Source organism: Aquabacterium sp., from assembly GCF_050725395.1.
Lineage (GTDB): Bacteria > Pseudomonadota > Gammaproteobacteria > Burkholderiales > Burkholderiaceae_C > Aquabacterium.
In genome coordinates this window covers 22,126-34,686 of the sequence record NZ_JBOHHL010000033.1, presented here as the reverse complement: position 1 = coordinate 34,686, position 12,561 = coordinate 22,126, and the positions used below count along the sequence as shown (strand labels likewise).

Below are 12,561 nucleotides of genomic sequence, written 5' to 3'. Positions count from 1 at the left end.
GCGCAGCGCGTGGCGGCGTTGTCCGCGACAATGCCGCCCATGACCGTGCCCAACGACACCGATCAAGCCCCCGATCTGCCCCCAGGGGGCCCTGAACCTTCCGAGCAGGACCGCGCCCGCGTGTGGGAGCGCCTGCTGCTGGAAGTGGCCGCGCTGCCGAGCCTGCCCGGCGTGTACCGCTACTTCGACACCAAGGGCGATGTGCTCTACGTCGGCAAGGCGCGCGACCTGAAAAAACGCGTGGCCAACTACTTCCAGAAGAGCCACGGCGGCACGCGCATCGGCCACATGATCTCGCGCATCGCGCGCCTGGAAACCACCGTGGTCCGAAGCGAGGCCGAAGCCCTGCTGCTTGAAAACAACCTGATCAAGACGCTCAATCCGCGCTTCAACATCCTGTTCCGCGACGACAAGAGCTACCCCTACCTCAAGATCGCGTCCCACGACTTTCCGCGCCTGGCCTACTACCGCGGGGCGGTCGACCGCAAGCACCGCTACTTCGGCCCGTACCCCAACGCCTGGGCCGTCAAGGAGTCCATCCAGTTGTTGCAGAAGGTGTTTTTGCTGCGCACCTGCGAAGACTCCTTCTTCAGGCACCGCACGCGGCCCTGCCTGCTGTATCAGATCAAGCGCTGCAGCGGCCCTTGCGTTGACCTCATCAGCAAGGACGACTACACGCGCCACGTGCTCCAGGCCGAGCAATTCTTGCTGGGCGAGCAGGAAACCGTCATGCAAAGCCTGCAGGACGAAATGATGGCCTACGCCGAGCGCATGGAATACGAGCAGGCCGCCGAGATCCGCAACCAGATCGGCGCCTTGTCCAAGGTGCTGCACCAGCAGTCGGTGGACACCGCCGTCGACAAGGACGTCGACGTGCTGGCCGTGAAAGTGCAGGGCGGCCGCGCCTGTGTGAACCTGGCCATGGTGCGTGGGGGGCGGCACCTGGGCGATCGTGCGCATTTCCCGGTGCACGTGCAGGAACAGGCCCTTGCCGAGGAGGAACTTGACGCCACCTCGGCCAACCTGTCGCAGGCCGCCGAGGTGCGCGTGCTCGAAGCCTTCCTGGCCCAGCACTACCTGGGTGGCGTGGTGCCATCCCTGCTGGTGCTCAGCCACGCCGTCGACCCAGCCTTGATCGACGCCCTGAGCCAGCACTGCGAGCACAAGGTCCAGACCCTGATCCAACCGCGCGAAGAACGCCGCGCCTGGCTGGACATGGCCATCACCGGTGCCGACATCGCCCTGGCCCGACTGCTCAGCGAAGAGGGTTCGCAGCAGGCCCGCACCCGCGCCCTGGTCGAAGCCCTCGACCTGGCGCTCGACCCCGGCGACAGCGGTGGCGACAACATCGATGCACTGGCCAAGCTGCGCATCGAATGCTTCGACATCAGCCACACCGCAGGTGAAGCCACCCAGGCCTCGTGCGTGGTCTACGAACAGCACAAGATGCAGTCCTCGCAATACCGGCGCTACAACATCAAGGGCATCACCGGTGGCGACGACTACGCCGCCATGCGCCAGGTGCTGGAACGCCGCTACGGCGACGCCAAGCCCGAACACATCCCCCACGTCGTGCTGATCGACGGCGGCAAGGGCCAGGTGTCCATGGCCCGCGAGGTGTTCGAGGCCCTGGGGCTGGACTTGTCCATCATCGTGGGCGTTGAAAAAGGAGAGGGCCGCAAGGTCGGCCTGGAAGAGCTGGTGTTCGCCGATGGCCGCCCCAAGCTGCAACTGGCGCCCACCTCCGCCGCCCTGATGCTGGTGGCGCAGATCCGCGACGAGGCGCACCGCTTTGCCATCACCGGCATGCGCGCCAAGCGTGCCAGTGTGCGCACCGGCGGCAGCAAACTCGAGGACATCCCCGGTGTGGGGCCCAAGCGGCGTGCCAAACTGCTGCAACGCTTCGGTGGCGTGCGTGGCGTGGCCTCGGCCAGCATGGAAGAGTTGGCCACCGTCGATGGCATTTCAAGAGAACTGGCCGAGGAGATCTACCGTGCCCTTCACTGACAGCATGAAAAGACTGATGTTCACTGCCTTGGTCCTGGCGGTGATGGGCTCCAGCGCCTGGCTGGCCGGCTGTGCCTTCCGCGACCTCAAAACGGGCTCGGGCCCTGAAACAGCCCCGCTCGCAACGCCCGCCACCCCAGCCCCTGCCGATGCCAGCACGGCAGCTCCTGGCAAGAAGGGCGCGCGCATCGTGTTGCCCCAGCCCACCATGTCGCGCAACTGGAAAGAGCTTCGCCTCCAGGCGGCCCGGCGCTTGGTGGCCGCCAACCCGGACATCACCTACATGGGCAAGCCGCCCGACCTGCTGCGGGCCATCCCCGTGTTGACCTTCGAGCTGAACGGCGACGGCACCATCCGCCGGGTGGAGGTCATGCGCTACCCCAGCCAGGACCGCGAAACCGTCAACATCGCCATTGAGTCCATGCGCAGGGCGGCACCTTTCGGCAACGTGTCGCACCTGCCCAAACCCTGGCGTTTCAACGAAACATTCCTGTTCAACAACCAGCACAAATTCAAACCCATGACCCTGGATCAACTTTGATCCCGTCTTCACGGCACAATCGCGTCATGTTTTTAACTTTGCCCACCCTGCTCACTTGGGCGCGGATCGTCGCGATTCCGCTGATCGTGGGATGCTTTTACCTGCCGTGGCCCATGGAGCAGATCAATCTGCTGTCCTGCGCGCTGTTCATCGTCGTCGCTTTAACGGACTGGGCAGATGGCTGGCTGGCACGGCGCCTCAACCAGACCTCCGCCTTCGGCGCTTTCCTGGATCCGGTGGCCGACAAGTTCCTGGTGTGCGCCTCGCTGCTGATCCTGCTGGACCAGCACCGTGTCGATGCCTGGGTGGCTTTGGTCATCATTGGTCGGGAGATCGCCATTTCGGCCCTGCGCGAGTGGATGGCCCAGATCGGCGCTTCGCGCAGCGTGGCTGTCCACATGCTGGGCAAGTTCAAGACCTCGGCGCAAATGGCGGCCATCGTTTTACTGCTGTACGACGGTGAACTCTTTGGCCTTCTGCACACCCGCGTCTGGGGCACTTGGCTGATCTACGCCGCCTGCGGGCTCACCATCTGGTCGATGGTGTACTACCTGCAAAAATCCTTGCCGGCCATCCGCGCCAAAGCGGGCTGACAAGCCGAATTCCGGGCTTCGTGTCAAGCGTGCATACACGCCCTCCTGGGCGATGGTCCCGGCAGGGATTGGGCATAGAATGATTTCTCTCTTTTTATCCGCAGCAGGTATTTCGGTGCTGCACACATCTCCCCAGCGCTGTTAGTACGTTCGTTTTGTGGAACTCGTTTTGTGACGCCTTCAAGAAGGGATTTTTTGTGAACAAGTCCGAGTTGATTGAACACATTGCCAAGCAAGCTGACATTTCCAAGGCCGCTGCAGGCCGTGCGCTGGAAGCCGTGATCGGCGGGGTGCGCACCACGCTGAAAAAGGGCGGGACCGTCTCATTGGTCGGCTTTGGTACATTCGCTGTCTCCACGCGTGCCGCACGCACCGGTCGCAACCCGCGCACCGGCGATGCCATCAAGATCAAGAAGGCCAAGGTCCCCAAGTTCCGTCCAGGCAAAGCCCTCAAGGACGCTGTGAACTAAAATAACGTTTTCTGATCTATCGGGTGCTTAGCTCAGTTGGTAGAGCGGCGCCCTTACAAGGCGTAGGTCGGCGGTTCGACCCCGTCAGCACCCACCACCGATAGCGAAGCAAAGGCGGACCCAGGTTCGCCTTTGTCTCGTCTGAAATCTGGTTTTCCTGAACCCTGTGACCCGGCCCCGCGCCGTAGCCATCTCATGTTTGATTTCGTTCGCAAGCACACCCGAATTTTGCAAGGCCTGCTGGTTTTGCTGATCGTGCCCTCCTTTGTTCTCGTTGGTGTGCAGAGCTACTCAAAGTTCATGGACGACGACGGTGTGGTCGCCAAGGTGGCCGGCAAGGACATCACCCAGACCGAGTGGGACCAGGCCCAGCGCCGCATGGCCGAGCGCGTGCGTGCCCAGCAACCGGAAACTGATCCCAGCGCCTTCGACAAGCCCGAGTTCAAAAAGCAGGTCCTGGACTCCCTGGTGCGCGAATACGTGTTGAGCGTCGCGGCCCGCGACCTGAACCTGCGCGCCCCCGACGCCCGCCTGGTCCGCATGTTCGCCGCCGACCAACAGTACGCTTTCCTGCGCAACCCCGATGGTTCGCTGAACAAGGACCTCCTGCAGGCCCAGGGCATGACGGCGGCACAATTCGCCGAGCGTCTGCGCCTGGACATGTCGGTGAACCAGGTGCTGGGTGGCGTGGCCGCCACCGGCCTGGCCTCGACGGTGTCCAACCGCGAAGCCGTCGATGCCTTGTTCCAGGTGCGCGAGGTCCAGTGGATGAAGTTCGAGCCCAAGAATTACGTGGCCCAGCTCAACCCCACCGCGGATCAACTCAAGGCTTTCTACAACAGCCCGGCCAATGCCAAGGATTTCCAGGTGCCCGAGAAGGCCGATGTGCAGTACGTGTTGCTGGACCTGGACACGCTGAAGGCCCGCGTGTCGGTGCCCGAGGATGAGCTGCGCCGCTCCTACAAGGACAACATCGCCCGCTTCACCCAGCCTGAAGAGCGCCGTGCCAGTCACATCCTGGTCAAGGCCGAGAAGAGCGCGCCGGCTGCGCAGCGTCAAGCGGCCCAGGCCAAGGCCGAGCAATTGCTGGCCCAAGTCAAGAAGGATCCCGCCCAGTTCGCCGAACTGGCCAAGAAGAATTCCGACGACCCGGGTTCGGCCGTGAATGGTGGCGACCTGGATTTCTTTGGCCGCGGTGCCATGGCCAAGCCCTTTGAGGATGCGGTCTTCAGCCTCAAGCAAGGCGAAGTCAGCGGCGTGGTCGAAACCGACTATGGTTACCACATCATCACCGTGACAGGGGTCCGTGGTGGCCAGCCGCAACCGTTTGAAGTGGCGCGCCCTCAGATCGAAGACGAGGCACGCAAGCAACTGGCCCAACGCCAATATGCCGAAGCCGCCGAGAGCTTCACCAACAAGGTATACGAGCAGCCAGACAGCCTCAAGCCCGTGGCCGACGAACTCAAGCTGCCGGTACAGACCGCCACCGATGTGTTGCGCAACCCGGGCGCCAAGGACCAAGGCCCCCTCAGCAATCCACGCTTGCTGGAAGCCTTGTTCGATGCCACCAACCGTGCCAAGGCCCGCAATACCGAAGCCATCGAGGTGGGTCCCAACAAGCTGGTGTCCGCCCGCATCCTGAAGTACACGCCTGCCAGCAAGCCGCCTTTCGAACAAGTGCAAGCCCAGGTTCGTGATCGCTGGATCGCCGCCGAGTCCTTCAAGGCCGCCCGCCAGGATGCCGACCAGAAGCTGGCGCTGTGGAAGCAGTCTCCCGACAAAGCCCAGTTGCCTGCCCCCGTGCAGATGTCCCGCCGTCTGGTCTTCTCGCAACCCCCGGCCGTTCTGGACAGCGCCTTGCGCGTGCCCGAGAAGCAATTGCCCGCCTGGACCGTGGTCGACATCGGAGCGGAAGGCACGGCTTTGTTGAAAATCAACAAGGTGCTGCCTTTGCAGATCACCCCGCAGGAAATCCAAGAGACTGAAAACCAGTTTGGCGGCTACTGGGCCAAGGCCGAGGCCGACGCCTACTACCAGTCGCTCAAGAAGAAGTACAAGGTCGAGTTCTTGAACAATGGCAAGAAGGTGATGGAAGAAGAACCCAAAGCGGTTGAAACTCAAAAAACCGCATCGGCTTCTTGAGTGAACTTTTTGCTGCTATAATCTTTTTCTTTCCAGTGGTGGCTGTAGCTCAGTTGGTAGAGTCCCAGATTGTGATTCTGGTTGTCGTGGGTTCGAGCCCCATCAGCCACCCCACCACATTCAATTCCCCCTATGAGGCATGTTCTCCTAGGGGGATTTTGTTTTGAGCTGTGTATGGAGGGGCCAGTCCCTCATAGGCCCACTAGCATGCGGGACGAGGCCTCTTTGTGCGCTTCTTGCACTTCAGCTCGCCATTGATGTTTTCGATTTTCAGGCATGAGTTGACATTGGGCAATGTGCTCCTGACCTCTCCATGGCCGCTTCTGCAAGTCGCCGATAGTTCGTTGGCGTTCACGCAGTTCATTGTGAAAGCGCGGCAGGTCTTGGTGTAGCTACCACCCGGAGCGCGTGTTGCGTCACAGCAGATATGTTGCTCATTGCGAGACGGAAGACTGTAGACAATCGTGGTCTGTTTACCCGAGCCACCTTGGGGTGGTCCTCCAGGTGCTCGTGAAGGGCAAGCCACCACTGAGCATGCTGAAGGAGTGGGCCCAGTCCGAACACAACGGGCCCCGTCTTGCACGCACCCACTTGGGCAGCAGACATCGGCGAATGCCGCTGGGGAAAGGCCGATGAGGGCAACCAGCAAAAGCAGATAGCGAAACATGATGCCCCCGACCTATGAATGAAGACAGGCCAGTGTCTGGCGACTTCTTTGCGAGAGCAACACCCAGAAGTGGGATAACAGTGAACTTCAGGGCCCCCCTGGTTGCCGTATTGAGCGAGGCATCACTTTAGGGGGTGTCCTCCTGGGCGTGTTCTTGTCAAGATGAGGAAGGCAGGAAACTCGGGAGGGTGTTCGATGTTTGACGCAAAGAGCTACAGAGCATCGTTGAAGGGTGGGCCAGGCCCCATGGGCTTGCCGCGAGAGGAGTCAGAAACTGACGTCAAGGTCCTTGAACTCAAGAAGCAGCAATACGACTACATTGCCGCGCAAATTAACAGGGAGGATGAGTTGGTCAACAAGCGTCTAACTTGGACCTTGACCACCAACGGCCTGCTTTTCACCGCGCTTGGTTTTTATGCCGGCAAGTCCACGCCAATGGAGGAACTGGTGGATTTCTTCCACTATTTCATCCCCTTGACCGGCATCGTCATATCCATCGCAGGTTTTCTTTCAGTTTTTGCGGCGTACATGCAGATTGACTACCTGACGAAAGAGTGGGAGATGCTCAAAGATGACCGGTGGATTCGGCCATTCGGAGACAAGGTGCACGCCTACTATCTTGGCGGCATCTTGGCGGTTTCCCCACCGTTCATGTTCGTCATCGTCTGGGGATACCTTCTCCAAAAGTGGAACACTTTCCCTTGGTTTTAGGCCGGGCCAAGTCCCTGACCTTTGGCGGACTGAATCGGGATGGCCATTCACTTGTGTGATGCCAAAAGCTGCAAGGTGCCTGCCGCCTTGCCTTTGCCGGCGCGGGCTGGTGGGTTGCACAGGCCGCACACGAAGTGACGGGCGATTTCATGCGGGTGGGTGACGTAAGAGCCTCCGCATTTTGAACATTTGGTCAGGCTGAGCATCCCATTGTCGATGAACTTGACCAAGCGCCAAGCGCGGGTCACGGAAAGCATGGGATCGACGCCTTGAGGCTGAGTCTGTTCCAGGTAGAGCTGATAGGCCTTGATCACCACGTCGATCTCGTCCAGCTCGGAAGCCTTGTTCAGGTATTCGTGGATGTTCATGAACAGGCTGGCATGGATGTTGGGTTGCCAGGTCATGAACCAGTCGGTGGAGAAGGGCAGTTGGCCTTTGGACGGCGATTTGCCGGACACCTCCTTGTACAGGCGCAGCAGGCGTTCGTAAGAGATGTCGGTTTCCGACTCCAGCACCTGCAGGCGGGCGCCCAGGCCGATCAGGGTGACGGCACGTTCGATTTGCTTGGCTTCGGTCAACAGGCTTTTGCTGCGCATGGCTTGCTCCCAGTTGCTCGGACATGGACGGCGGAGACCAGCTTACGGGCTTGAGCGGGCCACGTCGAGCAAGCCCATCATGACCGTGTGTCAAAGCTTGGGATGCCTTGTCTTGTGCAATGACGACTTACTGTATAAAATAACAGTACTTTGCTGATGGCCACTGGCATTCAACCCTGCCAGGACCAATGCTGTCGCAGTGTTGACACATGGCATGTTCACGCTGCGGGAGATGGCATCGTGCGCCCTGCCATCCAACATCCATGTCAAAACGAACGAAGGGATTTCACATGAAAACGTCTCAGAAAAAGTCGGTGCTGGATCGCCTCTTGAGCGATTGGTGGGTGGACCTTGGCGTGGCGGCTTTCGTGGTCGCCATGTTGACGGTGAGCGCCTTTCGCTGAAAGCATTGAGGGTGACCTTGGAAGACGGTCACCACTTCCGCCTTCAACAAAATACTGTATAAAATAACAGTATGAATGCGCAACTGAAAGACACCTGGATAGCGCGCTGCGCTCAGCGCATCGCGGAGTTGCGCCCCTGCTTGCGGCCACGTTTGGCGAGGCTGGTGGCGGTTGAGCTTTGGCAAGACGAGCGTGGCCACATACCCCCTGAAGAATGGGCCGAGATCGAGGTGAACACCTGGGGTGGCGATGCGCCCAACCGCTAAGGCTGCATCGGGCGGTGGCGCCGTCGTCTGGCGGCTCGAAACACGCCCGTGAGCACCACCAGGGCCATTCCACCAACCACGCCCGACAGCACAATCAAAGGCATGTTGTTCCTGATGAGGGGGACTTGGCCAAAGAAGTAGCCTGCTCCCAGCAGACTCAAAGCCCAGAGCATGGCGCCCCCGCTGGCGAACACCAGGAATCGGCCAAACACCATCTGAGTGGCGCCCGCCAAAAAGGGCGCGAAGGTGCGAACCACGGCGATGAAAGGCGACATCAGAAAAGTGACGCTGCCATGTTGATTGAAAAAGACCTGCGTTTGGCGAACAGCGTTCTGATTCACCCAGCGGCGGTCTTTTTGCATCACGCTCTGGCCAAGCGTTCGGCCTGTCCAATAGCTCGCGACGCTGCCTCCGATCGCGGCCACGGTGAACAAGGGGATCAACACCCAGATGTTGATCGCGCCCGTGGCGCAGAACGCGCCACTGATGAAAATCAAGGGGTCCCCGGGCAGGAAAAACAGCGGCAGAACACCAATCTCCACGAAAACAATGGCGAAGAGGATGGCGTAAATGGCCAAACCATGGCGAGGAATGGCGCTGCCCAACTGCTGGTCAAAATGAAGCAGTGTTTGAAGCATCTGTGCGGGGTCCACCATCGCCATGCCCCAGTCTAGCGAACTCCAGGTCAAAGAGGATCTGTCTTGGGCTCCGCGTTCTCGACCGATTGATCCGTGGACGCATGGATCACGCAATGGATGAAGTGGAGCTTGGTGACCACTTCCCGTGAAAGCACAAAGGGGTAGAAGTCGGGTTGGCCCATGCTGCGAGACATCTCGTTCATCACGGCGGTCAGCCCCACCCAGTCGTTGACCAGCGCCAGGAAGCGCGGGCCCTCGTCGCTGGTGTCGTCCGCCCAAAGCACGTCGGTGTCGAAGGGTTCAGTTTCGAGGCCGATGTGCGTCAAGTCGATGCCAAAGCTCGCCGCCGTGTCGGCCGTGTCGACCATGTGAAGGTAGTGCGCCCAGGTTTCGGCCCAATCTTCCCAAGGGTGGGTGGATGAATACGCGCTGACGAAGTGAACGCCCCAGTCCAGGGGCGCGCCGTCGCGGTAATGGGCTGCGACGGCCTCGTCGTAATCCTGGCGTTCGTCGCCGAAGAGGGTTCGGTAGGGTTCGAGCCAGGTGCTGTTCTTGACCAGCCGGTCCCAGTAGTAGTGACCGACTTCATGGCGAAAATGACCGAGCAGCGTCCGGTAGGGTTCGCCCATGCTCTTGCGCGTGCGTTCCCGGGTCGGGTCGTCGGCTTCTTCGAGGTTGATGGTGATCAAACCGCAGTCGTGGCCGGTCAGCACCCGGGGTTCGGCGGGTTGTGAGCGCAAAAAATCATAAGCCAGCCCGCATTCCGGGTCCTCTCCTACTTTGGAGGCGACGGGCAGCTTCAAGGCGATGAGCTGTGACACCAGGCGCCTTTTGGCGGTTTCAGTGCGGCGCCACAGCTCCTGGTTTTCCGGGTCGGACAAATCAGGGATGGTGCGGTTGAGGCGGCACGCCTGGCACAGCATGGTGCCTTGGGCCGCCTGCGCCTGCGGGATGAGCCAGTTGCATTGCGCGGCGCTGGTGAAATTGGCGCAGCGCACGTAGTGGGGTTCGTTGACATCGCGGGGCTGGTCGGGCGTAAGACTGGCTGGCACGAAGACGTCGGCTTCTTCCGCGGGGTCGAGTGGAATGACCTTGGCCTGGAGCGCCTCGTAGCCCAAGGGTGTCTTGCAAGCCAGGCAGACCGAATTCCTGAAGAACACAGGGCGCCCGCAGCGGCAGCGGTAGGCCCGGGTGGAGGTGGGCTCGTAGCGGTCTGGGTTGGTGTGCTGAAAGATGGGGGCTGGGCGGGGATCGTTCACGGTGGGATTCCAGAGGGGCGCGCTACATTGCAGGAACTGGCGTGGCAAACGACGTGCCCGCGGATTGGGAGCGTGGATGAACGAGTTGGAAGTCGGCAAGATGGAGCACATGGTGCGCCTGGAACCCTTGGGCGTGAGCATGCGGGTGTCCGCCGATCTGCCTTTGCTTGGCAGCGCGCGGGCGGGCGGCATTGAGTTGCCGAGTTCCTGCCGCAATGGCACCTGCCGCACTTGCCTGTGCCGACTGAACAGCGGCCAGGTGACCTACCGAATCGAATGGCCCGGCTTGAGTCATGAGGAAAAGCATGAGGGCTTCATCCTGCCCTGCGTGGCCTACCCCTTGACCGACCTGGTCATCGACGTGCCTGGTGCGCGGAGAATCAAGGCGCTGACCTGAGCCATTGCTGGATCTGCAAGGCCACCCAGGGTCCATCGTCCAAAGGCAGGTCGTGACCAGCGGTGGGGTGTTGCGCGAAATCGGCGTTCCACTGGGTGGCGATCTGTCTGGAGCAGCGCGGGTCCACCAGGCCATCTTGTGCACTGCCCAGGATCAGCAGGCGCGGGGCGGGTGGTGTGCTGGGGGCGGCGTAGCGGGCTGCGGCCAGCAACTGCCGCAGCGCGTTGTCGCGCGACACCGGGCATGCTTCGCGGTAGGTGATCCAGTCTCGGATGTGTTGCTCGGGCTCGGGTGGGTGCCGCGTGGTCATCTTGAGGATGGCCTCCTCCCATTGGCGGGGTGAGCCGCCTCGCAACGCCAGCTTCAGCATTCGCGGATAGTTGCGTGGCCGCAGTCGTTGGTAGAAGGGGTTGAAGGGCCGCATGCTGGTGTTGATCAGCACGCACGCCTTCAGTTCATGAGGGTGGGCTTGTGCCCAGGCCACGGTCACCATCGCGCCCAGGGACATCGCCAACACGTGGTAGGGCGGCGCGATGCCCTGGCGGGCCAGTTCGGCCCGGCAATGCTCGGCCATGTCGGGCACGGTGGCGGGGCTGGTTTGGGCGCAGAGGCGGCCGTTGCCAGGGATGTCGAGCGTGACGATGCGCGCCTCAGGCGCATGCCGGGACAGGGTGGCCGGGAAGCGGCCCCAGTGCCGCTGTTCGCGCGTGAGTCCGCGCAACAGGATCCAGGTGTGCGGTTCGGGCATCAATACCAGCGGGCGAAGGCGGCCTGCCGATGCTCATCCCTGGCGGGGCCGGTCGGCACCCACCTGGCGTGGCTGCTGGCCGCGTGCGTGATGAAATCCAGCCAGGCCATGTGCCGCCTGAGCACGCGTTGTTGCCGGTGCTCGGCCAGCGGGTTGAAGATGCCCTGCCTTGAGAAGAGTTGGCGTGGGTTTTTCTTGATCCACAGCCAGGAGCCCATCTCCAGGGTCAGCGGCAGGAAGGTGGTGTCGGCCTGGGCGCTGGCTTTCAGGTAAAGGTGATCCCACAAATCGCCGTGGGTCAGGTATTGGCGGCTTTGGGGCTCGACGACATAGCGGTGATGGGGGTAGGCCTGGTCGAAGATTTGGCTCAGGGCCTGCATCTCGGGCAGGTGCTCGATGGGACGGATGGTGTGGGCATGCGGGAACCAGATGCGGTCGACCATGCCGAAGCCCGAATGGCAGTCGATGGCGATGCTGAAGGGGTGGTTCAGGAGTTCATTTTGAACAACGCTGCACAGGGCCTGGCTTTCAAGCTCCATGGGGGCATGCTGGCCGCCTCGGTACCAGGGCAGGGCGCTGCTCAGGCGCTGTCCTCCGACCAGGAAGGACACCGGCTCGCTGGCTTCCACTGGCGCGTTGCGCATCAGGTCCACGCCCTTGGGATTGGCCCGGGTGCCGGCCCACAAGCCGCCAGGGTTGACGATGGGCATGAAGACCAGCCGGAGGGATTCCAACTGGCGGTGCAATTGGGCGTCCCATTTCAAGCGCATGACCAGATTGCGCAGGTAGGCCATGACCACGCGCGAACCGATGCGTTCAAGGCCGTGCACGCCGCCGAAGAAACCCACGGCGGGCACCTCGGGGCTGGGGTTGCCCAAGGTGATGGCGTGGACGGGGAACTGGTGTGGCCCTGCGCGCACTTCGCAAACCTGCTCGACCTTGAGCAGCGGGCCTGCTTCGTCGAGGATGCGTTGCAGATCGGCGAGCTCGACGAGCGGTGCCGAGCATGCCTGCTCCTCGTTCAGCCGATGGGGTGGCTGGCTGGGAACAAAGCTGCGGCGCTCGAGGTGGAAGAGCTTGGCCATGGTGTGCGCAAGGGGTGGTCAGGCATGAGCCGTTCGG

Annotated in this window: 13 protein-coding genes and 2 tRNA genes; 10 read left to right on the top strand and 5 right to left on the bottom strand. The window is 61.6% G+C overall.

Going from position 1 to position 12,561, the window contains the following annotated elements:
• Positions 1-30 precede the first annotated feature (30 nt).
• The 8 genes from uvrC to ACREB4_RS17155 all read left to right on the top strand — a co-directional run bounded on the left by uvrC (position 31) and on the right by ACREB4_RS17155 (position 7,131).
• On the top strand, positions 31-2,007 hold the full coding sequence (uvrC, locus tag ACREB4_RS17190; RefSeq protein WP_431589462.1) for an excinuclease ABC subunit UvrC: 1,977 nt from the start codon (positions 31-33) through the stop codon (positions 2,005-2,007).
• Between the two features lie 16 nt (positions 2,008-2,023).
• The gene (locus ACREB4_RS17185) at positions 2,024-2,548 is read left to right on the top strand and encodes a hypothetical protein (protein WP_431589461.1); all 525 of its coding nucleotides are present in this window, start codon (positions 2,024-2,026) and stop codon (positions 2,546-2,548) included.
• Between the two features lie 26 nt (positions 2,549-2,574).
• The gene (gene pgsA / locus ACREB4_RS17180) at positions 2,575-3,141 is read left to right on the top strand and encodes a CDP-diacylglycerol--glycerol-3-phosphate 3-phosphatidyltransferase (protein ID WP_431589460.1); all 567 of its coding nucleotides are present in this window, start codon (positions 2,575-2,577) and stop codon (positions 3,139-3,141) included.
• Positions 3,142-3,338: 197 nt separating this feature from the next.
• Positions 3,339-3,611, top strand: a complete 273-nt coding sequence (locus tag ACREB4_RS17175; RefSeq protein WP_431589459.1) for an HU family DNA-binding protein — start codon at positions 3,339-3,341, stop codon at positions 3,609-3,611.
• 21 nt (positions 3,612-3,632) lie between these two features.
• Positions 3,633-3,708: transfer RNA gene (locus ACREB4_RS17170), tRNA-Val, on the top strand.
• A gap of 98 nt (positions 3,709-3,806) precedes the next feature.
• The gene (locus ACREB4_RS17165) at positions 3,807-5,753 is read left to right on the top strand and encodes a peptidylprolyl isomerase (RefSeq protein ID WP_431589458.1); all 1,947 of its coding nucleotides are present in this window, start codon (positions 3,807-3,809) and stop codon (positions 5,751-5,753) included.
• A gap of 38 nt (positions 5,754-5,791) precedes the next feature.
• A tRNA-His gene (locus ACREB4_RS17160) sits at positions 5,792-5,867 on the top strand.
• A gap of 748 nt (positions 5,868-6,615) precedes the next feature.
• Positions 6,616-7,131 carry a hypothetical protein gene (locus ACREB4_RS17155; RefSeq protein WP_431589457.1) on the top strand — a complete coding sequence of 172 codons (516 nt, stop codon included), beginning with the start codon at positions 6,616-6,618 and terminating at the stop codon, positions 7,129-7,131.
• Between the two features lie 47 nt (positions 7,132-7,178).
• Here the strand turns inward: ACREB4_RS17155 and flhC are convergent, their stop codons facing one another.
• Positions 7,179-7,727, bottom strand: a complete 549-nt coding sequence (gene flhC / locus ACREB4_RS17150) for a flagellar transcriptional regulator FlhC (protein WP_431589456.1) — start codon at positions 7,725-7,727, stop codon at positions 7,179-7,181.
• A gap of 475 nt (positions 7,728-8,202) precedes the next feature.
• Here flhC and ACREB4_RS17145 point away from each other — a divergent pair, with 475 nt between their 5' ends.
• Positions 8,203-8,397, top strand: coding sequence for a hypothetical protein (locus tag ACREB4_RS17145; protein WP_431589455.1), 195 nt, complete (start codon positions 8,203-8,205; stop codon positions 8,395-8,397).
• Here ACREB4_RS17145 and ACREB4_RS17140 read toward each other — a convergent pair.
• Positions 8,394-9,059, bottom strand: coding sequence for a VTT domain-containing protein (locus ACREB4_RS17140; RefSeq protein WP_431589454.1), 666 nt, complete (start codon positions 9,057-9,059; stop codon positions 8,394-8,396). The genes ACREB4_RS17145 and ACREB4_RS17140 overlap by 4 nt on opposite strands.
• A gap of 23 nt (positions 9,060-9,082) precedes the next feature.
• Entirely contained in the window at positions 9,083-10,294 is a 1,212-nt protein-coding gene (locus ACREB4_RS17135) for a zinc-binding metallopeptidase family protein (protein ID WP_431589453.1), read from the bottom strand.
• Positions 10,295-10,370: 76 nt separating this feature from the next.
• On the opposite strand from ACREB4_RS17135, the gene ACREB4_RS17130 reads away from it, so the two are divergent.
• Positions 10,371-10,691 carry a 2Fe-2S iron-sulfur cluster-binding protein gene (locus tag ACREB4_RS17130; RefSeq protein WP_431589452.1) on the top strand — a complete coding sequence of 107 codons (321 nt, stop codon included), beginning with the start codon at positions 10,371-10,373 and terminating at the stop codon, positions 10,689-10,691.
• On the opposite strand, the gene ACREB4_RS17125 is transcribed toward ACREB4_RS17130, so the two are convergent.
• Entirely contained in the window at positions 10,675-11,439 is a 765-nt protein-coding gene (locus ACREB4_RS17125) for an alpha/beta fold hydrolase (RefSeq protein WP_431589451.1), read from the bottom strand. The genes ACREB4_RS17130 and ACREB4_RS17125 overlap by 17 nt on opposite strands.
• Positions 11,439-12,524, bottom strand: a complete 1,086-nt coding sequence (locus tag ACREB4_RS17120) for a M14 family zinc carboxypeptidase (protein WP_431589450.1) — start codon at positions 12,522-12,524, stop codon at positions 11,439-11,441. The genes ACREB4_RS17125 and ACREB4_RS17120 overlap by 1 nt, the downstream gene beginning before the upstream one ends.
• Positions 12,525-12,561 lie beyond the last annotated feature (37 nt).